Consider the following 21,481-nt stretch of genomic DNA (forward strand, 5'->3'; position numbering starts at 1 on the left):
GCACCATCAAATCCACAAAAGTGAACAATTCCTACAAAGTGAACAGAAATAAACAGGATGAGAAAGCAGGGGCTTACAGCTGTGTCGAGTCCCGGACAACGAGGGTCGGCGAAAGATTGACCCGCTGCAGTGCGGACGTGCCTCCACGTGCGGCTCCGATACGGTTCAAGCACATCACCAAGGCCTGGTGGCCGACGTCGTATTTGGGCGGTGCCACGGCAGTCAGCGGTACTGCCCCCAAAGCCGCAATCTCGTCGTCGTACGCAATGATCGCAAAGTCCTCCGGCACCCGGGTTCCCCTTTCCTGGCAGGCGCTGGCGAACTGGAGCGCGTCCTCGTCAGTGTGGACGATTGCCGCTGTGACCTGCGAACTTGCACACCACGACAGGATTCCGCCCACCATGACCCGGTGCGCCTGTGGATCGTTTTGCGCGCGCGGCATGGTGCGCACCAGGGAATCGTCACGGGAATGGCCCGCGCGCTGCAGGGCCAAGTGGAAGCCATCGATGAGCTGTGGGGCCGTGGGGCTGTCCTCGCGCAGGCAAATGGCGATGCGGTGGTGGCCCAGTCCCAGGAGGTGGTTCACGGCGATTTCCGAGCCGCGGACGTGGTCGCTGCGGACCGATTCGAGGCGGCCGTGGTCAAGGGCATCGTCGATGGACCGCTCCACCACCACCACGGGAACCTCTGCTTCCGCGAGCAGCCCCAGCGTTTCCGTGCCCGCGAGCGACTGCCCGCTTGGCGTGACAAGGATTCCGTCCACGCCGTGCTCGTAGAGCCGCTTCAGCTGCCGCCGTTCTTCCGGCCCCGAGTAGTTTGATACTCCCAGTACCAGCCGGACCCCCACTTCCTGCGCGGCCGCTTCCGCGCCCCGGATCACGCCCGGGAAGTAGTACGACGCCGACGGCACAATCATGCCTATCGTCGCGAGCGGCCGCCTGCCGCCGGGACGCCAAGTGGTGGACCTCGAGGTGCCGGGGCCTGAATTTGCTCCGCCGGAGATCGCACCCCCGTGGACCCGTTCCAGCAGGCCCCGCTCGGCGAGGACCGCCAGGTCCCGCCTGATGGTCATTCCGGAAGTACCGATCTTGGCGGCGAATTCCCCGGCGTTAAGGGACCCGTGGAGGGCGAGTTCCTTCAGGATGAGCTGTTGACGATCCTCGGACAGCATGCAGGACTCCGCCTTATCACGTTCATTTGTGTTCAGTTTGTTCATTATGAACCAGAACACCCCACCGGCGGGAGTGACGGCGCCCTAACCGCCCACTTTCACCACGTAAACCTCGACGACGGCGGCGCGGGGGAGGAGGTGCCTCCGGATAGCTTGGGCTACTTCGCGGGCCACGGCTGGGGCCGGATGGGGAGTGTTTACGCCTATCCGTGCTTTGACGGCCAGTGTGCCTGCTGTGTCCGTCAGGCTGATCAGCGGAAGGGCTTCTCCTGTCACCGCTGACAACGCGGCGCCGGCTATGGACTGCCACAGCGGCTGCGCCGGGTAGACCGCGCTGACACCCGGAAGGGATTGGACCACGTCCAGTAATTCCACAGCCAGGCCGGTGGGAGGGGTGGACGCAGATGACTCCGCGGCTTCCAAGGGCTCGGTCATGGCTGGTCCTCCATGGTGGATGGGGTGGTTGGGGTTGCCGGCGCTTCCAGTACATCCGTAACGGTGATGTTGATGGCTTCGATGGCGAGTTCTGTGTGGGTGGCCAAGGTCTGGGCAAGTTCCTGCCGCAACTGACCGGCGCGCTCCTCCATGGAGTGTCCGTAGATAACTGCTATCTCTACCTCCACGGTGATCCCCGCGCCAGGAGTGGTGACGTCGCCATGCAGTCGGCACTTGCCGGCAGCTGTGCCTGGCAGGGCGTCAACGACGGAACGGATGAGTGCCGAGATGGATCCCTCGGTTTCCCACAGGGTGTCATCCGGATGGTCAGACTGCAGGGGGATGCTACGCCCCGGCCTCAATTCCAGCTGAAGGTTGTCCAGTATTGACTGCATCCAGTCGTCATTGCCGGAACCTGCATCGGCCACGTCCGACCTGAGGAGGTCGCTGCCCAAAGCCGAGAGGTTGCGCAGGGATGCCAGGCCTGTCTGGCATTCGGGGCATGAGTCCAGGTGGGCAGGGTCGGCAATCTGCCCCGTATCCAGGTAGGCACTCAATTCCGCCAGGCTATGCCCGCAGTCGAGGGTGTCGCGGGGTGTGTTCATCGCCATTCCTCCATCCTGCGCGCGAGGGTGACCCGGGCCCGGGCCAGACGTCCCCGGACGCTGTCCGCGCTGATGTTCAACGTCAGCGCGATCTCCTCGTAGCTCTGGTCATTGAATTCCTTGAGCACCCAACACCGCCGCTGCTCCTCGGGAAGCCCCGCTAGTGCGGCTTTCAGGGCCTCCACCCGTGAGCTGCTGAGGGCATTATTTTCGGGGTCTTCGGGCCGCGGCCGCGCGTGGTGGTCCACTAGGTTCTCCGCATCATCGAGGTCCGCGTGGTTGCGGCGTTTGCGCAGGTAATCGATGCTCCGGCTGCCAACTATCCTGAGCAACCAGCCCTTGACCGCTGCAGGGTCGCGCAGGTTGTCCAGTTGCTTCCAGGCCTGCACCAGTGTTTCCTGGACCACGTCGTCGGCGTCTGCCAACGAGCCGGTCAATCGTCGTGCGGTGGCCCGCATCAACGGTCCGTGCCTCCGGGCGAGTGCTTCGAAGGCAGCGGTGTCGCCGTCGGCGGCCCGGCCTGCCAGCAGGGCGTCGGGCACGAGGTCCAGTTGATGCTGGGCTGTGGGTGAACCAGTCACGTTCCTGCCTTCCCTATCCACGGTGGTCTGTGCGGAAGCCCATTGGCTCACTTTGCGCGCTGGGAACCGGACGTCCGGGTCCGGGCGCCGCTGGTGATTCGTACCAGTACAGGCACCGGATGGCCCAGCCACGAATCGATCTGCCTGACGAGCTGTTCAGCGGTATCCGCAAGTTCCCGCGGCGAGCTTCCGTGGCGGGCTTCCATGCGGAGCCGCAACGCTGTTCCACGCCGCGATTCCCACGCAGACACCGACGTGGCCAGGACGTTCCGGTTCCCGCTCAGTGCTTCCTGCACTGCCGCGGAAATGAGGCCCACATCCACCACGGTCCGGCCGTCGGCTCCCTCGGATTGTTCAGCCAAGCGTGGCGTCCGGCCCCCTCCTTGGGAAGCCAGCCATGCGGTGCTGAGTCCAGCGCCGAGCAGGAGGACGACGATTCCGGCTATCAGCCACCAGCTCCGTGCCGGCTCCGGCAGGGGTGCGGTGCTGGCCAAATTCCGGACCTGGTCCGTGAGGTTCGCGCCGATGCCGGCCCATGCGTCGGCAACTCCCGGCAGGGTTCCGGCCGCGATGAGTGCGGCTCCGGCCCCTACCAGGATGATCCCGAGGATCGCCAGCAGGATGCGGTTAAGCGCCCGATTGGTCCCTCTCATTGTCCTATCGCTCCTTCGTTCGCAACCCGGACGTTCGTCGTGACCTGCCGGTCGAGCGCGTAGGCGGCCAGTTCGCCGTCGAGCGCTGTTTCGATGGACGCAAGGTCCAAGGGAACGCCCGACGTCGGTCGCACCTGGACGCGTACGGACCGTCCGCCAACGGTGGTGCTTACTTGCCCCGGTGAGAGGCCTGCTGCGAGCCGCGACGTGCTGGACACAGCGGCGGCGATCACGTCGTCGTCCACCACGGTGGCGGTTCGGTCGCTGGCCAGGGCGCGCCGCGCGAGGCGACCTTTACCGACGGCCAGGCCCACGAGCAGGAGTCCCAGGATTCCCAGCCCAACGCCGGCTGCGGTCAGCCCTGCGGGGACGGTGGTGCCGGGAAGCCCGACCAGCCATTGACGGATGTGGGCGGGGCTGGCCAGCAGGGGCTGGTCATTGAGCAGCCACAGCGTGGCTTCCACCGCCAGCCAAAGGAAAACGAGGAGCAGGATGCTTGCCGCCACGATCGACGGCACGGCCCGCGACGAGTGGGTTTCGCGTCGGACCATGCGTCGAAGGGTTCGATCCTGGCTCATTCCACTCTCCTTTCCTTGGATTGTTGGGGCTTGGCTCCCATGAGCCTGATGTCCACGCGGCCAAGTTCCAATCCGGTCAACTCCAGCCCCCGGGCCACCAGTTCGGTGCGCACGGCGTGGGCTTGGTCGAAGATGGTGCTGCCCATATCTTTTCGTGGTGCCAGCAGAGGGGGAAGAGCCATCTTCACTGTGAGGTTGACGCCCAGCTTTCCGGCATCGTCCTCCAGTTCAGCCCGCACCTGGTGAGCTTCCACCCGAAAAGCGCGGGCCGTGATTGCTTCCACGGTCTTTTGGAGCGCGGCCCGGGCGATGCGGGTGTGGCCTGCCCTGGCCGGTGCTGTCCCGGCTGGCAGGGTCCCTGTTGCCCCGCTCATGTGGAGGAGCGCTTGCCCCGCAAGGCATCCAGCACCACGCGGAGGTCAAGCTTTCCCTCGGCGGAGCGGCCCAGCACCGCCCCTATCGCCATGAACAGGGCTGTCACCAGCAGGCCCCAGAACCCGAAAGCCAGCGAAACAACAGCCAGGACCGCGCCTATGGCCAAACCGGTGATGGTGGGGCTCATGCGACCCTCGGCTCACGCTCGGCATCATCGGCGTCCGCATCCTCGGACGGGACGTGGATATCTGTAATCGTGATGTTTACCTCCGTTACTTCCATGCCCACCAGGTCCTCGATTGCCGTGTAAACGGCGTCGCGGGCGTTGTCAGCCACTTCCTGGAGCGGGTGGGGATACTCAACTACCAAGGTGACGTCTACTGCTCTTGGGTTTGTCCAACCTCAACACTGACACCTTGCGTGAGGTCCTTCTGGCCGACCTTTTCGCGGAGGCTTCCGATGGCCCTGGCTGCGCCGCCGCCGAGGGCATGGACGCCGGGGATTTCCTGGATTGCAATACCGGCGATCTTGGCTACGACGCCGTCGGCGACTGTGGTGGCTCCGCGCCCATCCTTGCCCTTATCCAGCACCGGTGCCGGGGTGGCGGCTGCGGTGTTCTTGGCCGGTACGTCTGCGGGGGTGTGCGTCTGGACGGTCATGGCATTCACTCCTATGCGTTGGGTGCGGCGTCTTGTGCGCCGTCATGAATAAGACGTTCCGGTGCGGTGATTCCTCACGCGAAGAGTTGTGTGACGTGTGTCACTGGTGGTTTCCGGCGACTGAATCATGTAGTTAGATTGCCATATAACTAGCTAATCGAGTTACATTTCACCCTGAAGGAAGGCGCGCTATGACTGTGGCACTGACGGCGGAGACGACGGACCAAGCTCTTCCTGGGCCAGCGAACGAGGGTGCTCCCTCCATCCCCGCGCCATTGCGGCGAACCATGTTGCTGGACGACGTCTGGGCCGCCTCGGCCCGGGTCGAGGGCCTGCAGTGGGAAATGGACGGAGCTGAGGACTCCCTGTTGCGCGCCATGAGAAGCGCCGCTGCGGCGGGAGCGCAACTCCCGGATCTCGCGATCGCTTCGGGACTGGGCTTCGCCGATATCGAGCGCCTAATGGCATAGCAGCCGCCGTTCAGGCGGGTTCGGTCAGGCCCGAAATTCTTGAGCCAATCTTGAGATGACCCGGCGTGGTTCTTGAGCGCCCAGTCCGATGGTTGAAACATCAGCCAATCAAAGCTGATGGGAACTTCCAGGAAGGACCACCGAAAATGCCTGACCAGATCACCGCCATATCTGTCAGTACCGGCCCTGCGCTCGTCACGTCCGACCCCCTTGCCGGCACCGCTGACGCTGCCCGTCACACAGGAGAGGTCCCGGGCCAGGCCCGTGCAGTGGTGAGCGTCCGTGAGCAGTTCAACCCCCTTGGCGTGGGCCTGAGGAGCATCTGGCCGCAGTCGGTCGTCGGGTTCTAGGGCGGGCAAAGGAGTTGTGGCGGACAGGCACCCAAGGTGCCTGTCCGCCGTCGTTAACCTGGTGGCCTGGACAACGATCGAATGGCACGATGGAGTGCAGGCGATAGCTAAGGAGGCTTGTCATCAAAGAGGAGATGAAGAAGGCAGCTGACGTGGCCGAGGATGCCTCAAACTCACGTGCCTTCGCAATAATTGCCAGGGCAGGCTTTGCCGTCAGTGGGCTGCTGCACTTGCTCATCGGCGCCATCGCCCTCCAACTGGCGTTCGGGCGTACCGGCGAAGCCGACGTCTCCGGGGCCGTGTCGTCGCTGGCCAGCCAACCCGCCGGACCTTTCCTGCTCTGGGCATGCTTCGCCGCCTGTGCAGCGTTGGCGCTCTGGCAGTTGGGAAACGCCATCCTGGGGTACCGCAGGAAGTCGGACAACAAGCTCACCAAGCGGCTATCAGCAGCTGGCCAGGCCCTGGTATTCGCCGCGCTCGCCGCCACGATTGTTTCCTTCGTTATGGGCAAAGGACGGAACAGCCGGGAATCCACCAGCGATTGGACCCTGACACTCCTGAAAGCTCCTTTCGGGGTTTTCCTGCTGGTTGCCGTTGGCGCGGGAATCGCTATCACAGGCATCGTTTTCGCCATCCGTGGCTTCCGGCAAACGTTCACCCGGGACCTGTCGCTGTCCTCCACCCAGTCCGTCCGCAAGTTCCAAACCGGTGTTGGCGTGGTGGGCTACATAGCAAAAGGCATAGCCCTCTTCCTGGTGGGGCTCCTGGTGGTCATCGCCGCGCTGCGGGCCCAGCCCGAGCAATCCACGGGGCTGGACGGGAGCCTGAAGGCCCTCAAGGAGCAGCCATACGGCCCATACCTTCTGGCCGCAGTGGCTGTTGGCCTCATCGCTTATGGACTCTTCCTGATGGTGAAGTCCAAGACCTTGCGGACTTAGCCCCCAAGGTTTAGGCGGGGTGTGCCCGGGTACACAGCAGAAGTAGCGTGAACTGTTGACGTGCATTCCGGGAAGGGGCAGGACCATGACTCATGACGACTCGCAACCAACTGACAGGCCGCAAGCGGAGGGGCACCGGCTCACTTCTGCGCCGTCGGACCCGCGCAGCGGATACCACTCCGGGGAATTTCCCGCACAGGAGCAGAAGCAACCAGGGCTCACCAGGCCCTTGGACCCACAGCCGGACCATGGCGAAAAGAGCTACGTAGGGCACGGCCGCCTGCAGGGCAGGACAGCGCTCATCACCGGAGGAGATTCCGGAATCGGAGCTGCCGTGGCCATTGCCTATGCCCGTGAAGGGGCCAACGTGGCCATCAGCTACTTGCCTGAAGAGGAAGAGGACGCGCAATCCACTGCCGAATGGATCCGCGAGTGTGGCTCTAAAGTGCTTCTGCTGCCTGGTGATGCCAGGGATGAAGGGTTTGCCGCCGACATTGTTGAGCGGACCGTCCAGGAGTTCGGTGGATTGAGCATCGTGGTGGCCAACGCCGCCTACCAGAAGAATCGCGAGGGTCTGGAAACCATCCCCACAGAGGAGTTCGATCGAGTCTTCAAGACAAATCTCTACTCGCTCATCTGGACAGTCCAGGCAGCCATTCCGCACCTTCGTCCGGGAGCCTCAGTCATCGTGACCGCTTCCATCCAGGCGTTCAACCCATCAGCCCAGCTGATCGACTACGCCATGACCAAGGCTGCCCAAGTGGCCTTCACCAAAGCCATGGCCGAGGAACTTGGGCCCAAGGGCATCCGGGTCAACGCCGTGGCGCCAGGCCCCATCTGGACTCCATTGATTCCAGCCACCGAATGGCCGGACAAACTTCCCACTTTCGGGCAGGACACGCCGCTGGGCCGTGCAGGTCAGCCGGCCGAACTGGCGCCCGCCTACGTTCTGCTTGCGTCGGACGAGGGGTCCTATATTTCCGGGGCGGTGCTGCCGGTCACTGGCGGAAAGGGGCTCTGACGCGCCAGGTCCCAGCACGCCATGGCCCCTTCTGGAGCCCGATCTGCAAGGACGCCGTAAACGAAAGAACCCGGAGGCTGCAAACGCAGTCCTCCGGGTTCTTTGCTGTGTTCAGTTGTTACGGTCGGCTGGAGCCCGAGGCTTCGTCGTCCGGTTCGGATGAGAACGGACGATCCTTCGGGGTCTCCTCCGTGTTGCGCTCATCAAGCTCGGCGTCAGCTGAAGGGACCGTCTTCTCGGCGTAGTCACCTTCGGTGTAGTCCCCGCCGGCGTCGTCCTTCAGGGTTTCCGGTGAAGCACCGGCGTCGCCGTAGTCACCCTCAACGTACTGTCCGTCCAGTTCCTCGCCGTTGGCGTCCCGATTCTGGTTGTTAGCCATGGTGGGTCCTGCGGTTGGTGACGAGGCCCCAAATCAGCAGGACGATGATGGATCCGCCGATGGCAAGCAGCCATGTGGTCAGGGAGAAGAATTCCTGCAGGCCGGTGCCGAAGATGAGGCCGCCGATCCAACCACCCAGCAGAGCGCCCACGACGCCCAGCAGGAGGGTTACGAGCCAGCCGCCACCCTGGCGGCCGGGAAGAATAAGCTTAGCGATAGCGCCGGCCAAAAGACCGAGCAGTAGAAAACCAAAGAAACCCATTTTTGTTCCTTCTTTCTTGTTGATGGAAATTCCATGAACATTATGAAGAGGTTCAGTTCATCGGGTGCCTGTTCCAGTGTTCAGGCACCATAATGGGGCCCCTGAAGGCCCTTTTCAATGCGGGGAGTGGAACGGTTACGAAACCCCGATGAATTTGTTAACGACGGCCAATAAAGCACTCCTGCCGATTGGGTCGGTCTTGCTGCTACACCAGTAACGCTAGCCGCTCCCGGGACAAGTAGCAAGTAACCTGTCTATTTGTCGGCATGTGGCACCAGCCCTTGGCCCTCTGCCTGTAAGCTCCCTGTCACCGGTCGATTCGCCCGTCTTTCCTTCAGTTTGCCCGCTGCTTCTTCGGCGCTTTTTTAATCTTGTCACCCAGTCCCATGGTTTTCACTCCTCGGGTGTGATGCGGTTGCCGCGAGCGGATTTCCGCTGCTTGGCATAAGAGTTTAGTGGCTTCTTCAAATTCAGCAAATGTTCACTAACCGAGTACATGAAGAATGCGTGCGTGACAGCGGGTAGGCTGCCGGACTAGTGTCGAAGGATAAACACCTCGGAAGGAGTGATTGCTGTGAAAGGTAAGGCATTGTTCGCCGTTGGCGTGGCTGTCGGCTACGTGTGGGGATCCAAGTCCTGGCCGGAGGTGTACCGGCGGCTTCGCGGGGGTACTGAGAAGGTCCTGAACAACCCCGAAGTCCAGCAAAATGTTCACCAGGCTACTGAGGCTGTCCAAGAGTCCGTACCGGACATCCTGGACAACCTCTACGACGCAGGAAAGAAATTGCTCGAGAAGGCCGAAACCCTTTTCCCGGGGATCAACGCCCCAAAGTCGGGCCAGGATTCCAGCTCCAAACCCACTGTTACGACGGTGCCCACGGTCAAGTCGGACGTCATATCGGATCCCGCGTTGGATGACACTACGGGCAGCGACTGGACAGACGAGGGCGGCGCCGCACCGGAGGGACCCGCAACGAATATGCGGCCCCGCCCCTAGTTGGTGCCTTCTACGGACGACAGGATTGCATCGCCCAGCTCCCTGGGCCTGGTGAACTGTGGCCAGTGCCCCGTGGGCAGGTCGATGTAGTCCACGTTCCGGATCCTTGCGAGCTCCGCTGTGAACGGGTGCCCGGCGTCCATCCACTCCCGGAGGAGCGAGGAGGGAAACTCGCAGGCGATGATCGTGGCCGGGACGTCATAGCGGCGCACGTCCTTGAGGTGTTGCTGATCGAAAGCAACACCCTTGGGCTGGGGAATCGCACGGGCACGGAAGGCCTCGCGCAGCTCGCCGGTGAGGTCAACGAGGTCTTCGTCTTCGAAGGCCTCCCACGGCGGCAGCGGGATCTCGTCGCCGTCGTCCGGCAATTCGTCATTGATGACCCCGCCCTCACCCAGCGGCCCGCTGTCCACGTAGATGGCGCGTGCCACTCGGTCCGGGCGGGCATCCGCGACGCCATGAATGATTGCCCCGCCGCCTGAGTGCCCCACCAGGATGACCTTGCCTTCGAGGGCGTCGACTGTGGTGACGACGGCGTCGATATGTGTTTGTAGGCCTATCCCTGCGCGGCTGGCGTCAACGGACTCCAGCCCGGGCAGCGTGAGCGGATGAACCGCGTGCCCCGCATCCACCAGCGGAGGCGTCACTTCCTCCCAGGATGACGCGTCCAACCAGAAGCCGGGTACCAGGATGATGTCCATGCCCGTACCCTACGTGAGCCCACCGACAGGATGTAAGGGGCCATTCCCTTCCGCTCACGCCTAGCTGCATATGCCAACTCTGCTGGTCCTCGGCAAGGGGTTGACGTGCTGTGAATCACGGGTCATAGTTATCGTATACGATTTCGTACTTGATAACGCTCAGTGAAGAGGAGGCCCCGTGACGCTGGAGTTCCGGACCCAGGAAGTCAACCACGACATGCTGGCGCGGACGCGCAAAGTCATTGCCGTCCACATCAACTACCCCAGCCGCGCAGCCCAGCGGGGACGCACTCCGCAGCAGCCCTCCTACTTCCTGAAGCCCTCATCGTCGTTGGCGCTTGGCACAGCCGGCGCCCCCGGCACTGTCGAGCGGCCGGCGGGTTGCGAGCTGCTCGGTTACGAGGGCGAGATCGCCCTGGTCATCGGCAAGTCCGCCCGCCGGGTAGGGCTGCAGGACGCTTGGAGCCACGTCGAGTGGGTTACCGCGTCCAACGACCTCGGTGTCTACGACCTCCGCTACGCGGACAAGGGCTCCAACGTCCGGTCCAAGGGCGGCGACGGCTTCACTCCCGTCGGTCCCGCGCTAATTCCGGCCGACGCCGTTGACCCCGCTGCACTGCGGATCCGGACCTGGCACAACAACCGCCTCGTCCAGGACGACACCACCGAGGACCTTCTCTTCCCGTTTGCGCAGCTCGTCGCGGACCTCTCCCAGCTGCTCACCCTCGAAGAAGGCGACATCATCCTCACCGGCACCCCCGCCGGCGCGTCGGTCGCCCAGCCGGGAGACGTCGTCGAGATTGAAGTCACCGGCGGCGACTTCAGCAGCGGACGCCTGGTCACCAAGGTGACGGAAGGCACGACGCCGTTCGCGGACTTTGGTGCCCTGCCCAAGACCGATGACACCCAGCGCGAAGAGGCGTACGGCTCGCGGGAAGCTGCGGGACTGGCCCCCGCCGCGGCTGAGGCCGGCACCGGGAATGTCCTGACGCCAGAGTTGAAGGCCAAGCTCGAGTCCGTCGCGACAGCAACTTTGTCCTCGCAGCTGCGCAAGCGCGGCCTGAACAACGTGAGTATCGACGGCCTGCAGGCCACGCGTCCGGACCGCAAAGTCGTGGGCCTCGCGCGAACCCTGCGCTACGTGCCCAACCGGGAGGATCTCTTCAAGACCCACGGCGGCGGGTTCAATGCCCAGAAACGCGCCATCGATTCCGTCAACGAAGGCGAAATCCTGGTCATGGAAGCCCGGGGAGAGAAGGGGACTGGCACTGTTGGGGACATCCTCGCGCTGCGGGCCCAGGTCCGCGGTGCTGCGGCGATCATTACCGACGGCGGCGTCCGCGACTACTCCGCTGTGGCCGATCTGGAGATGCCCACCTACTTCGCTAACCCGCACCCCGCAGTGCTGGGCCGCCGCCACATTCCCTGGGATACGGACATCACCATCGCCTGTGGCGGCGCAACTGTCCAGCCCGGCGACATCATCGTGGCCGACTCCGATGGGATTCTGGTCATCCCGCCGGCCATCGCGGGGGAGCTCGTGGACGACTGCATCCAGCAGGAAAAGGAAGAGACGTTCATTTTCCAGATGGTCCAGGAAGGCAACAGCGTTGATGGGCTCTACCCCATGAACAAGGAATGGCAGGCGCGGTACGCGAAGTGGGTCACAGCCGAGTGGTCCGCCAAACAAAGCCCGGAAGGAGCATCCGGTGACTGAAACCGCCGTCGGAAGTAAGTCCCAGCAGGCCTATGACGCCGTCAAGGCCAGGATCGTTGAGGGCACCTACACTCCGGGTTACCGGCTGGTGCTCGCGAAGATCGCCGAGGACCTGGGCTTCAGCGTGGTTCCGGTGCGCGAAGCGATTCGCCGCCTGGAGGCCGAAGGGCTGGTGAAGTTCGAACGGAACGTCGGCGCGACGGTGTCCGGGATCGACCCCACCGAGTACCTGTACACGATGCAAACCCTGAGCATCGTGGAAGGTGCTGCCACAGCTTTGTCGGCGCCGCTGATCGATTCCGTCGCGATCGCCCGGGCGCGTGCCGTGAACGAGGAGATGCGCGAGTGCCTGGAGCACTTCGACCCTGTCCGCTTCACTACCCTGAACCAGGATTTCCACAGCATCCTGTTCGAACACTGCCCCAACCCGCACATCCTTGACCTCGTCCACCGGGGCTGGAACCGGCTGGCGTCCCTTCGCTCCTCCACGTTCCGCTTCGTCCCCGGCCGCGCCCAGGAATCCGTGCGCGAACATGAGGCGCTGCTGCAGCTCATCGAGTCCGCAGCCGACGCTGACACGATCGAAAAAGCAGCCCGCCAACACCGCGCCGCCACCCTCGAGGCGTACCTCTCCACCACCACTTAAAAGCAACGCGGGGTCTCTTACGGCCCATGTTGGTCCCCTTTATGGGCCGTAAGTGACCCCGCGTTTGATCGAAAGGACTTCAACGATGACGACCTCAGTAGAAACCAACAAGCACTACATCCCCGAGAACCTGCCCACGCACATCCAGCACTTCATCAACGGCGAATTCGTTGACTCCCTCTCCGGGAAGACCTTCGACGTTCTGGACCCGGTATCCAACGGCAACTACGCCACGGCCGCGGCTGGCCAGAAGGAGGACATCGACCTCGCCGTCGCCGCCGCCCGCGAAGCGTTCGTGAACGGTCCGTGGCCGAAGATGAAGCCGCGCGAACGTGCCCGCGTGCTGAACAAGATCGCCGACGCCGTGGAGGCGCAGGAAGCCCGGCTTGCGGAGCTGGAGACCTTCGATACCGGCCTGCCGATCACCCAGGCCAAGGGGCAGGCACTGCGCGCTGCCGAGAACTTCCGCTTCTTCGCCGACCTGATCGTGGCCCAGTTCGACGACGCCATGAAGGTCCCGGGTTCCCAGATCAACTACGTGAACCGCAAGCCGATCGGCGTCGCCGGCCTGATCACCCCGTGGAACACCCCGTTCATGCTCGAGTCCTGGAAGCTCGCCCCGGCGTTGGCCACCGGCAACACCGTGGTGCTGAAGCCGGCCGAGTTTACGCCTTTGTCCGCGTCGCTCTGGGCGACAATTTTCAAGGACGCCGGCCTGCCCGATGGCGTGTTCAACCTGGTCAACGGCCTGGGCGAAGAGGCCGGCGACGCGCTGGTCAAGCACCCGGATGTTCCGCTGATTTCCTTCACCGGCGAGACCACCACAGGCCAGACCATCTTCCGGAACGCCGCAGCCAACCTGAAGGGCCTGTCCATGGAGCTCGGCGGCAAGTCCCCGTGCGTCGTGTTCGCTGACGCGGACTTGGACGCGGCCATTGATTCGGCCCTGTTCGGGGTGTTCTCCCTCAACGGCGAACGCTGCACCGCCGGCTCACGCATCCTGGTTGAACGCGCCATCTACGACGAATTCTGCGAAAAGTACGCCGCCCGCGCCAAGAACATCGTGGTGGGCGATCCGCACGATCCCAAGACGCAGGTGGGCGCATTGGTCCACCCTGAGCACTACGAAAAAGTGGCATCGTACGTGGAGATAGGCAAGTCCGAAGGCCGCCTGCTGGCTGGCGGCGGCCGACCCGACCACCTCCCCGAAGGCAACTACATCGCACCCACGGTGTTTGCCGACGTCGCGCCTGACGCGCGGATCTTCCAGGAGGAAATCTTCGGTCCCGTTGTGGCCATCACGCCGTTCGAGAACGACGACGAAGCCCTCGAACTCGCGAACAACACCAAGTACGGCCTGGCGGCCTACATCTGGACCCAGAACCTGACCCGGGCCCACAACTTCTCCCAGAACGTCGAGGCCGGGATGGTGTGGCTCAACAGCCACAACGTCCGTGACCTCCGCACCCCGTTCGGCGGCGTCAAGGCTTCCGGCCTGGGCCACGAGGGCGGCTACCGCTCCATCGACTTCTACACCGACCAACAAGCCGTGCACATCACCCTCGGCTCAGTCCACACGCCCAAATTTGGCGCCTAGTACCCCCTTTCAACGAAGAGAGACCATCATGAGCAACCCCTTCACCGGCCCCATTCCCACCCCCACGGTCCCCGCTCCGGACATCGTCCGCTGCGCCTACCTGGAACTCGTGGTCACGGACCTGGCCAAGTCCCGCGCGTTCTACGTGGACCTCCTGGGCCTGCACGTTACCGAGGAAGACGAGAACACCATCTACCTGCGCTCCTTCGAGGAGTTCATCCACCACAACCTGGTCCTCCGCAAGGGACCGGTCGCCGCAGCCGCCGCCTTCGCGTACCGCGTGAAGTCCCCGGCCGAAGTGGACGCCGCCGAGGCCTACTACCGCGAACTCGGCTGCCGGGTGGAGCGCCGCAAGGAAGGCTTCACCAAGGGCGTCGGCGACTCTGTGCGCGTGGAGGACCCGCTGGGCTTCCCCTACGAGTTCTTCTACGACGTGGAGCACGTCGAACGCCTCACCCAGCGCTACGACCTCTACTCCGCCGGTGAACTGGTCCGCCTTGACCACTTCAACCAGGTCACCCCGGACGTCCCGCGCGGCCGGAAGTACCTCGAAGACCTTGGCTTCCGTGTCTCCGAGGACATCAAGGATTCCGACGGCGTCACGTACGCGGCGTGGATGCACCGCAAGCAGACAGTGCACGACACCGCCCTGACCGGCGGCAACGGCCCGCGCCTGCACCACATCGCGTTCTCCACCCACGAGAAGCACAACATCATCCAGATCTGCGACAAGATGGGCGCCCTGCGCATCAGCGACCGGATCGAACGCGGCCCCGGACGGCACGGCGTGTCCAACGCCTTCTACCTGTACATCCTTGACCCGGACGGCCACCGCGTGGAGATCTACACCCAGGACTACTACACCGGCGACCCGGACAACCCCACCGTCACCTGGGACGTCCACGACAACCAGCGCCGCGACTGGTGGGGCAACCCCGTGGTCCCTTCCTGGTACACCGAGGCCTCCCTGGTCCTGGACCTCGACGGCAACCCGCAGCCCATCATCGAACGCGAAGACAAGTCCGAAATGGCCGTCACCGTCGGCGCCGACGGCTTCTCCTACACCCGCCCCGAAGGCGCCTCCGGCGAGGCAGCTGAAGGCTTCAAACTGGGGGCGCAGGTCTAAGCCATGATGGACGCGAAGACGATCGAAGCCATTGCCGACGAACTCCTCGAGGCGAACCGCAACCGCAAACCGGTGCCGCGCCTGACCGCCCGCTACCCGGAGATGACGGTGGAGGATTCCTACGCTGTGCAGCAGTTGTGGCGCCAGCGGAACGAGGAAGCCGGACGGACGTTGGTGGGGCGGAAGATCGGCCTCACGTCCAAAGCCATGCAGGCCGCCACGGGTATCACCGAACCGGACTACGGCGCCATTTTCGATGACATGGTCCTCGAAACGGGGTGCTCCGTGGAATGGGACCAGTACACGCACCCCCGGGTGGAGGTGGAACTGGCCTTTGTCCTCAAGTCCGCGCTAAAGGGGCCGGGCTGCACCATCTTCGACGTCCTCAACGCCACCGACTACGTGGTTCCGGCCCTCGAAATCCTGGACTCCAGGATCGAAATGGAGGGCCGGACCATCGTGGACACCATCTCTGACAACGCCGCCATGGGTGCGATGGTGGTCGGCGGACGGCCGGTGCGTCCCGACGCCGTCGACCTCCGCTGGGTGTCCGCGATCCTGTACAAAAACCAGACCGTGGAAGAGACCGGGGTCGCTGCTGGAGTGCTGGACCACCCGGCAAACGGCGTGCACTGGCTGGCCAACAAGATCGCCGCGCACGGGGATTCGATGAAGGCCGGAGATATCATCCTGGCGGGCTCGTTTACCAGGCCTCTGTGGGTGTACAAAGGGGATACCGTTCATGCGGACTACGGACCGTTGGGAGTTGTGACATGTCACTTCAGCTGAGCCCTACCTTCTACTCGGCCCTCTCAGACGCCGGTCGTCCGCTCGCCGGCATGTGGGTGTGTTCCGGCAGTCCGCTGGTTGCAGAAATTTGCGCCGGGTCCGGACTGGATTGGGTTCTGATCGACGCCGAGCACAGTCCCAATGGGCTCGAATCGATCCTGGCCCAGCTCCACGCCGTCAGCGGCTATCCCATACAGGCCATGGTCCGCCCACCGGTCAACGACGCCGTGGTCATCAAGCAATACCTTGACCTCGGCGTGCAGAACCTCATGGTGCCCATGGTCAATTCGGCGTTCGAGGCGTCTGCCGCCGTTGCCGCGGTGAGGTATCCGCCGCATGGGGTCCGCGGCGTCGGATCCGCCCTGGCGCGTTCTTCGCGCTGGAACCGCGTTCCCGACTACCTCGGCTCCGCGTCGGAGTCCATCAGCCTCACGGTCCAGATCGAATCCGAAGCTGCGGCGTCGGCTGTGGAGGAGATCCTGGCCGTCGATGGAGTGGACGGCATCTTCCTTGGCCCGTCGGACCTCGCAGCTTCCATGGGGCTGCTGGGACAGCAGGAAAATCCGTTGGTGAGGGCCGTCGTCGAGCATTGCCTCGAAGCCGCCAAAGCAGCCGGTAAGCCCGCCGGCGTGAACGCCTTCAACCCCGATACCGCCCGCGCCTACCTCGACGCCGGTGCCTCCTTCGTGCTGGTCGGCGCCGACGTTGCGGTGCTGGCGAGAGCATCCGAAGGGTTCGCCTCAACGTTCATCCCGGTTCCCGAAACGGCGGAGCGCGAAAGCTACTGACTTTCACCCCTCTTCTCGCGGCTTCAACCTACTAAGTGGGTCCTGTCCGCGCATTTCCTAGGAGACACCCATGTCTGTTTCACCTGTTGATTTGTCGTCCCATGAAGCTTCTTTGCTGGCGTCCGTTCCCACTGGTTTGCTGATCGGCGGACAATGGCGGGACGCGTCCGACGGCGGGACGTTTGACGTCCACGATCCTTCCACCGGTGAGGTGCTGGCCACGCTGGCATCCGCCACGAGCGCCGACGCGGTTGCAGCCCTCGACGCCGCCGACGCCGCCCAGGCTTCCTGGGCTCGCACCGCCCCGCGCGAGCGAGCCGAGATCCTGCGCCGGGCCTTCGACCTCGTGACCGAACGGGCCGAGGACTTTGCGCTGCTCATGACTTTGGAGATGGGCAAGCCCCTGGCGGAGGCTCGCGGTGAGGTCAGCTACGGGGCGGAGTTCCTGCGTTGGTTCTCCGAGGAAGCTGTCCGTGACTACGGCCGTTACCTGACCACCCCCGAGGGCAAGAACAAGATCCTGGTCCAGCACAAACCCGTGGGCCCGTGCTTGCTCATCACGCCGTGGAACTTCCCGCTTGCCATGGCCACCCGCAAGGTAGCACCCGCCGTCGCAGCCGGCTGCACCATGGTCCTCAAACCGGCCAAGCTCACACCGTTGACGGCCCAGTACTTCGCCCAGACCATGCTCGACGCCGGCCTGCCGCCGGGAGTGTTGAACGTTGTTTCCTCCTCGTCCGCTTCGGGGGTTTCCGGGCCGCTGCTCACCGACCCGCGCCTACGGAAAGTCTCCTTCACCGGATCCACCCCCGTGGGCCGGCGACTCATGGCCGACGCCGCGCAAAACGTGCTCCGCACCTCCATGGAGCTCGGCGGGAACGCCCCGTTCATCGTGTTCGAAGACGCGGACCTGGACAAGGCCGTCGAAGGAGCCATGGCCGCGAAAATGCGGAACATGGGCGAGGCGTGCACCGCGGCGAACCGCTTCCTCGTCCACGCTTCTGTAGCTGCGGAGTTCACTGGCAAGTTCGCCGCCGCCATGGGCGCCCTGGTGACCGGCCGAGGCACCGAGGCGGCCACCCAGGTCGGGCCGCTGATCGACGGCGGCGCCCGGGATGACGTGCACGCTTTGGTGAGCGCCGCCGTCGACGCCGGTGCTACCGCCGTCACGGGCGGCAAACCAGTGGACGGCCCCGGCTACTTTTACCCACCCACCGTGCTGGCAGACGTACCCAACGATGCGGAGATCCTCCGCCAGGAAATCTTCGGGCCCGTCGCGCCGGTGACCACCTTCGTGGATGAGGCAGACGCAATCCGCCTCGCGAACGCTTCCGAGTACGGTCTCGCGTCCTACCTTTACAGCAAGGATTTCAACCGCTTGCTCAGGGTGGCCGAACAGATCGAATTCGGCATGGTGGGCTTCAACGCAGGCGTCATCTCCAACGCAGCAGCGCCCTTCGGCGGGGTGAAGCAATCCGGACTCGGCCGCGAAGGCGGCTCCGAAGGCATCGCCGAATACAGCACCACCCAATACGTCGGCATCGCCGACCCCTACGCAGCCTGACCTTCCCATCAATGCACCTATCGCGGATACAAGGCTGTTTCCGCGGGAAATGAGTCACACTCATGAGCGCATCACCATCTGCACTGCCTGGCTCGGAGCAGCGCCACTCGGCGCGAAACAACCGGCGGGTAGCTTTTGCCACGATCGTTGGAACCACGGTGGAGTGGTATGACTTCTTCATCTACGCCAACGCTGCGGGCCTGATCTTTGCCAAGCTCTTCTTCGAACCGGCGGGTGCCGACATTGCCCTGCTGATTTCCTTCGCGTCCGTAGGCTTGAGCTTCCTTTTCCGGCCGCTCGGCGCTTTCCTTGCCGGCCACTTCGGAGACAAGCTCGGACGCCGGGCCATGCTGGTGCTGACCCTCGTGCTGATGGGCACCGCCACCACGCTGATTGGTGTCCTGCCCACCTACGAGACGGCGGGTCTGGTAGCGCCGATCCTGCTGCTGCTCCTGCGCATCCTGCAGGGCATCTCCGCAGGCGGCGAATGGGGAGGTGCCGTCCTGATGGCTGTGGAACATGCACCCCGCAACAAGCGCGGCCTCTTCGGCTCGTTCCCCCAGCTGGGTGTGCCCTTGGGCATGCTGCTCGCCTCCGGTGTCCTCACCCTTATGTCCGGCGTGATCACGCCAGGCGCGGCATTCGAAGAGTGGGGCTGGCGCGTACCGTTCCTGCTCAGCTTCGTCCTGATCATCGTGGGCTTCATTGTCCGCCGGGGCGTGGATGAGAGCCCTGTCTTCGCCGAGATCGCTAGCCGCAAGCAGCAGACCAGGGTCCCCATCGTGGAACTGTTCAAGAAGCACTGGCTGCTGGTCGTCCTTGCCGCACTGATCTTCGCGGGCAACAACGCGGCCGGCTACATGACCACGGGTGGGTACATCCTCAGCTACGCCACTGCTCCCAAGGGATTGGCAATGGACCGGACCCAGGTCCTTCTGGCCATCACAGCCTCCGCGGCACTGTGGTTCGTCTTCACGCTTGTATCCGGGTACCTGGCGGACAGCATCGGCCGCAAGAAGACCTACCTCATCGGTTATGCCTGCCTGATCGTCACGTTCTTCCCGCTCTTCTGGCTGATCAACACCGGCAACATTTGGGCGATGGTGGCAGGACTGGCACTGTTCAGCCTGGGTCTCGGACTGACGTATGGGCCGCAGGCTGCCCTGTACAGCGAGCTGTTCCCAGCGTCCATCCGGTTCTCTGGCGTGGCCATCTCTTACGCACTGGGTTCGATCATTGGCGGAGCCTTCGCCCCGACCATCGCAACGGCTTTGGTTCAGGCCACCGGAACCACCATGAGCGTCTCGGCGTACCTGCTGATTGTCGCCGTGATCTCCACGGGTGCTGTGCTGCTGACGCGCGAACGCAAGGGGATCGACCTCGGGATCGATAACCAGGCCGAGCAGGAAGTGGGCGCCACCATTTTTGACCGCCGCACGACTTCTGGCACTGCCGCCACTGCCTCCACCGGCTCCGCTGCCTCCACGGGCAAGGTCGACCAGGGCGTCTGACTCACTTCCGGGCCATGTACCACTCGGTGAATTCGCGGGCACGGCCGTCTTCGGCAAAGCGGATGACCCAGAGGTTGTCGTAGGTGGGGTCGCCGTTGAGGTACGTGGTCAGGCCCTGGACAAACGCAGTGTCCCCGTCCTGGCCCAGGAGAGTCCATTCGAACGTCCAGTCCTCTGGCTGATCGGCCGAATCGCCGGACCAGTGCTGAACGATCTCCTCATGCCCATTCCACGGCTTTTCTGTGTTGGGCCGGTCGTAGTAGACGGCGTCCTCGGTGAACATGGCCCGAATGTCATCGGGTTCGTTCGAGGTCCACGCCTGCAGGTACAGGTCCATCCATGCGTTTACGTCGCTCATCCCACCGTTCTACCGTCTGCGGCGGCCGGGTTCAACGGTGGGTGGGCTCGAACGGCGGCCGGGCTTATCGGCTTCTTTCCCGCGCAGACGTCCGACGGCGGCTGCTTCAGTCTTCGTCGAGCGTCTCCGTCAGGTGGTGGGTTGGGATACGGTCCCGGTCGTACGTGATTTCGGTGTAACCATGCGGCTGGGGGCGGCCGTCGGCGCCAAGGTTCACGAAGACGATCTCCTCGATGGTCAGGATGGCCTGCCGGGTGATCATGTTGCGGACTTCCGCGCGCATAGTCAGTGACGTACGGCCGAAACGCTTCGCCGTCAGGCCCATCTCGATAAGGTCTCCCTGAACGGCCGAGCTCACGAAATTGATTTCCGATATGTACTTCGTGACTGCCCGGCCGTTGCCAAGCTGGAGGATGGCGTAGATCGCAGCCTCTTCATCGATCCACTTCAGCAGGCTGCCACCGAAGAGTGTGCCGTTGGCGTTGAGGTCCTCGGGCCGCACCCATTTGCGGGTGCGGAAGGTAATGTCTGCTTTTTCCATATCCCGAGATTATCGAACTGCCGCCGCCTCCGCTTGATGTTGCTTAGCTACGCGGTTCCGCTCAGGCCATCGCCGTGTGTGAGGCGCTGTGCGAATCAAGCCGCTTGGAGTAGCAGTAGGACTCGTCGACGCCCACATACGGACCAAAATTGGGGACGGCCGCGAACCCGGCGCTTTCGTAGAAGCTCCGCCCATCTGACTGCGCCGACCCCGCCTCTGCCGCGATCACGGTGAATCCGTGGGAGTGGGCCTGGGCTTCGAGGGCTGCCAGGATGGAGCTTGCCACTCCCGAGCCCCGGGCGTAGGGGACTACGTACAACCTCTTGATCTCGGCCGTGTTCTCGTCCAGCATCCTGAGCCCGCCGCATCCCAGTGGCTGGCCTGAGCATTTCTCATAGGCCACAACGAAGACCGCAGTGTCCGCTTCCGACGGCGGCGGTCCGGGCTCATGGTCGGTGCTTCCGAAACGGGAGTCCAGTTCTGCCTGCTGCGCGGCGCGGAGGTCTGCGCCCACGGGGTTGGCCCACGTGACCTGCCGAATGTTGAGCCGTGGGTTGGTCTGCATTGGTGCCTCAATTCGCCGGGTTTCGGGGAGGTGTCTATGCGTCTCAAGCCTACGGAGCGGTGGTTACCGTGGTGTTTCCTGCGCGTAAGCGTCGGGAGAAATGC

The 21,481-nt window shown here is 63.8% G+C and carries 27 protein-coding genes and 1 pseudogene; 13 read left to right on the forward strand and 15 right to left on the reverse strand.

What is annotated here, in order from left to right; genetic code table 11:
- Positions 1-73 precede the first annotated feature (73 nt).
- The 9 genes and pseudogenes from AC5RU9_RS17390 to AC5RU9_RS17430 all read right to left on the reverse strand — a co-directional run bounded on the left by AC5RU9_RS17390 (position 74) and on the right by AC5RU9_RS17430 (position 5,057).
- Positions 74-1,171 (reverse strand): LacI family DNA-binding transcriptional regulator, encoded by a 1,098-nt coding sequence (locus AC5RU9_RS17390; protein ID WP_494017412.1) that lies wholly within the window; start codon positions 1,169-1,171, stop codon positions 74-76.
- A gap of 84 nt (positions 1,172-1,255) precedes the next feature.
- A complete protein-coding gene (locus AC5RU9_RS17395; RefSeq protein WP_211711771.1) occupies positions 1,256-1,606 on the reverse strand; it encodes a hypothetical protein in 351 nt (116 codons plus the stop codon).
- On the reverse strand, positions 1,603-2,217 hold the full coding sequence (locus tag AC5RU9_RS17400; protein ID WP_494017413.1) for an Asp23/Gls24 family envelope stress response protein: 615 nt from the start codon (positions 2,215-2,217) through the stop codon (positions 1,603-1,605). Before AC5RU9_RS17400 ends, AC5RU9_RS17395 begins: the two co-directional genes overlap by 4 nt.
- Positions 2,208-2,792 carry an RNA polymerase sigma factor gene (locus AC5RU9_RS17405; protein WP_494017414.1) on the reverse strand — a complete coding sequence of 195 codons (585 nt, stop codon included), beginning with the start codon at positions 2,790-2,792 and terminating at the stop codon, positions 2,208-2,210. Before AC5RU9_RS17405 ends, AC5RU9_RS17400 begins: the two co-directional genes overlap by 10 nt.
- Before the next feature lie 47 nt (positions 2,793-2,839).
- Positions 2,840-3,445, reverse strand: coding sequence for a hypothetical protein (locus AC5RU9_RS17410; RefSeq protein WP_494017415.1), 606 nt, complete (start codon positions 3,443-3,445; stop codon positions 2,840-2,842).
- Positions 3,442-4,023, reverse strand: coding sequence for a hypothetical protein (locus tag AC5RU9_RS17415; protein ID WP_494017416.1), 582 nt, complete (start codon positions 4,021-4,023; stop codon positions 3,442-3,444). Before AC5RU9_RS17415 ends, AC5RU9_RS17410 begins: the two co-directional genes overlap by 4 nt.
- Positions 4,020-4,397 carry a hypothetical protein gene (locus tag AC5RU9_RS17420; protein ID WP_494017417.1) on the reverse strand — a complete coding sequence of 126 codons (378 nt, stop codon included), beginning with the start codon at positions 4,395-4,397 and terminating at the stop codon, positions 4,020-4,022. Before AC5RU9_RS17420 ends, AC5RU9_RS17415 begins: the two co-directional genes overlap by 4 nt.
- Entirely contained in the window at positions 4,394-4,585 is a 192-nt protein-coding gene (locus AC5RU9_RS17425) for a DUF2273 domain-containing protein (RefSeq protein ID WP_211711776.1), read from the reverse strand. Before AC5RU9_RS17425 ends, AC5RU9_RS17420 begins: the two co-directional genes overlap by 4 nt.
- Positions 4,582-5,057, reverse strand: a pseudogene (locus AC5RU9_RS17430) (Asp23/Gls24 family envelope stress response protein). Before AC5RU9_RS17430 ends, AC5RU9_RS17425 begins: the two are co-directional and overlap by 4 nt.
- A gap of 191 nt (positions 5,058-5,248) precedes the next feature.
- Here AC5RU9_RS17430 and AC5RU9_RS17435 point away from each other — a divergent pair.
- The 4 genes from AC5RU9_RS17435 (at position 5,249) to AC5RU9_RS17450 (ending at position 7,836) form a co-directional block, all read left to right on the forward strand.
- Positions 5,249-5,527, forward strand: a complete 279-nt coding sequence (locus tag AC5RU9_RS17435; protein ID WP_494017418.1) for a hypothetical protein — start codon at positions 5,249-5,251, stop codon at positions 5,525-5,527.
- Between the two features lie 146 nt (positions 5,528-5,673).
- A complete protein-coding gene (locus tag AC5RU9_RS17440) occupies positions 5,674-5,877 on the forward strand; it encodes a hypothetical protein (protein ID WP_211711779.1) in 204 nt (67 codons plus the stop codon).
- Between the two features lie 134 nt (positions 5,878-6,011).
- Positions 6,012-6,815 (forward strand): DUF1206 domain-containing protein, encoded by an 804-nt coding sequence (locus AC5RU9_RS17445; RefSeq protein WP_211710779.1) that lies wholly within the window; start codon positions 6,012-6,014, stop codon positions 6,813-6,815.
- A gap of 85 nt (positions 6,816-6,900) precedes the next feature.
- Entirely contained in the window at positions 6,901-7,836 is a 936-nt protein-coding gene (locus AC5RU9_RS17450) for an SDR family oxidoreductase (protein ID WP_211710778.1), read from the forward strand.
- 118 nt (positions 7,837-7,954) lie between these two features.
- On the opposite strand, the gene AC5RU9_RS17455 is transcribed toward AC5RU9_RS17450, so the two are convergent.
- Both AC5RU9_RS17455 and AC5RU9_RS17460 read right to left on the reverse strand, forming a co-directional pair.
- Positions 7,955-8,215, reverse strand: coding sequence for a hypothetical protein (locus AC5RU9_RS17455; RefSeq protein WP_211710777.1), 261 nt, complete (start codon positions 8,213-8,215; stop codon positions 7,955-7,957).
- Positions 8,208-8,477, reverse strand: a complete 270-nt coding sequence (locus tag AC5RU9_RS17460; RefSeq protein ID WP_309992821.1) for a GlsB/YeaQ/YmgE family stress response membrane protein — start codon at positions 8,475-8,477, stop codon at positions 8,208-8,210. Before AC5RU9_RS17460 ends, AC5RU9_RS17455 begins: the two co-directional genes overlap by 8 nt.
- Positions 8,478-9,051: 574 nt before the next feature.
- Between AC5RU9_RS17460 and AC5RU9_RS17465 the strand changes: the two genes are divergently transcribed.
- A complete protein-coding gene (locus AC5RU9_RS17465; RefSeq protein ID WP_494017419.1) occupies positions 9,052-9,474 on the forward strand; it encodes a hypothetical protein in 423 nt (140 codons plus the stop codon).
- On the opposite strand, the gene AC5RU9_RS17470 is transcribed toward AC5RU9_RS17465, so the two are convergent.
- A complete protein-coding gene (locus tag AC5RU9_RS17470) occupies positions 9,471-10,175 on the reverse strand; it encodes an alpha/beta fold hydrolase (protein WP_494017420.1) in 705 nt (234 codons plus the stop codon). The genes AC5RU9_RS17465 and AC5RU9_RS17470 overlap by 4 nt on opposite strands.
- A gap of 217 nt (positions 10,176-10,392) precedes the next feature.
- On the opposite strand from AC5RU9_RS17470, the gene AC5RU9_RS17475 reads away from it, so the two are divergent.
- From AC5RU9_RS17475 to AC5RU9_RS17510, 8 genes are all read left to right on the forward strand, one after another.
- Positions 10,393-11,892 carry a fumarylacetoacetate hydrolase family protein gene (locus AC5RU9_RS17475; protein WP_494017543.1) on the forward strand — a complete coding sequence of 500 codons (1,500 nt, stop codon included), beginning with the start codon at positions 10,393-10,395 and terminating at the stop codon, positions 11,890-11,892.
- Positions 11,885-12,538 carry a GntR family transcriptional regulator gene (locus AC5RU9_RS17480; RefSeq protein ID WP_309992810.1) on the forward strand — a complete coding sequence of 218 codons (654 nt, stop codon included), beginning with the start codon at positions 11,885-11,887 and terminating at the stop codon, positions 12,536-12,538. The genes AC5RU9_RS17475 and AC5RU9_RS17480 overlap by 8 nt, the downstream gene beginning before the upstream one ends.
- A gap of 85 nt (positions 12,539-12,623) precedes the next feature.
- Positions 12,624-14,135, forward strand: a complete 1,512-nt coding sequence (hpaE, locus tag AC5RU9_RS17485) for a 5-carboxymethyl-2-hydroxymuconate semialdehyde dehydrogenase (protein WP_494017421.1) — start codon at positions 12,624-12,626, stop codon at positions 14,133-14,135.
- A gap of 28 nt (positions 14,136-14,163) precedes the next feature.
- Positions 14,164-15,261, forward strand: coding sequence for a 3,4-dihydroxyphenylacetate 2,3-dioxygenase (gene hpaD / locus AC5RU9_RS17490; protein WP_257370733.1), 1,098 nt, complete (start codon positions 14,164-14,166; stop codon positions 15,259-15,261).
- Positions 15,262-15,264: 3 nt separating this feature from the next.
- Positions 15,265-16,050, forward strand: coding sequence for a 2-oxo-hept-4-ene-1,7-dioate hydratase (gene hpaH / locus AC5RU9_RS17495; protein ID WP_211710769.1), 786 nt, complete (start codon positions 15,265-15,267; stop codon positions 16,048-16,050).
- On the forward strand, positions 16,035-16,838 hold the full coding sequence (locus AC5RU9_RS17500) for an HpcH/HpaI aldolase family protein (RefSeq protein ID WP_211710768.1): 804 nt from the start codon (positions 16,035-16,037) through the stop codon (positions 16,836-16,838). The genes hpaH and AC5RU9_RS17500 overlap by 16 nt, the downstream gene beginning before the upstream one ends.
- Positions 16,839-16,908: 70 nt before the next feature.
- Entirely contained in the window at positions 16,909-18,402 is a 1,494-nt protein-coding gene (locus AC5RU9_RS17505) for an NAD-dependent succinate-semialdehyde dehydrogenase (protein ID WP_494017422.1), read from the forward strand.
- Positions 18,403-18,464: 62 nt separating this feature from the next.
- Positions 18,465-19,913, forward strand: coding sequence for an MFS transporter (locus AC5RU9_RS17510; RefSeq protein WP_494017423.1), 1,449 nt, complete (start codon positions 18,465-18,467; stop codon positions 19,911-19,913).
- Between the two features lies 1 nt (position 19,914).
- Here AC5RU9_RS17510 and AC5RU9_RS17515 read toward each other — a convergent pair whose 3' ends face one another.
- The 3 genes from AC5RU9_RS17515 to AC5RU9_RS17525 form a co-directional block, all read right to left on the reverse strand.
- Complete coding sequence (locus AC5RU9_RS17515) at positions 19,915-20,271, reverse strand: nuclear transport factor 2 family protein (RefSeq protein WP_309992798.1); 357 nt, start codon at positions 20,269-20,271, stop codon at positions 19,915-19,917.
- Positions 20,272-20,377: 106 nt separating this feature from the next.
- Positions 20,378-20,812 carry an acyl-CoA thioesterase gene (locus AC5RU9_RS17520; protein WP_159706417.1) on the reverse strand — a complete coding sequence of 145 codons (435 nt, stop codon included), beginning with the start codon at positions 20,810-20,812 and terminating at the stop codon, positions 20,378-20,380.
- Positions 20,813-20,873: 61 nt separating this feature from the next.
- A complete protein-coding gene (locus AC5RU9_RS17525; RefSeq protein ID WP_211710764.1) occupies positions 20,874-21,377 on the reverse strand; it encodes a GNAT family N-acetyltransferase in 504 nt (167 codons plus the stop codon).
- Positions 21,378-21,481: the final 104 nt, after the last annotated feature.

The organism is Arthrobacter sp. B0316-5-4, from assembly GCF_059090325.1.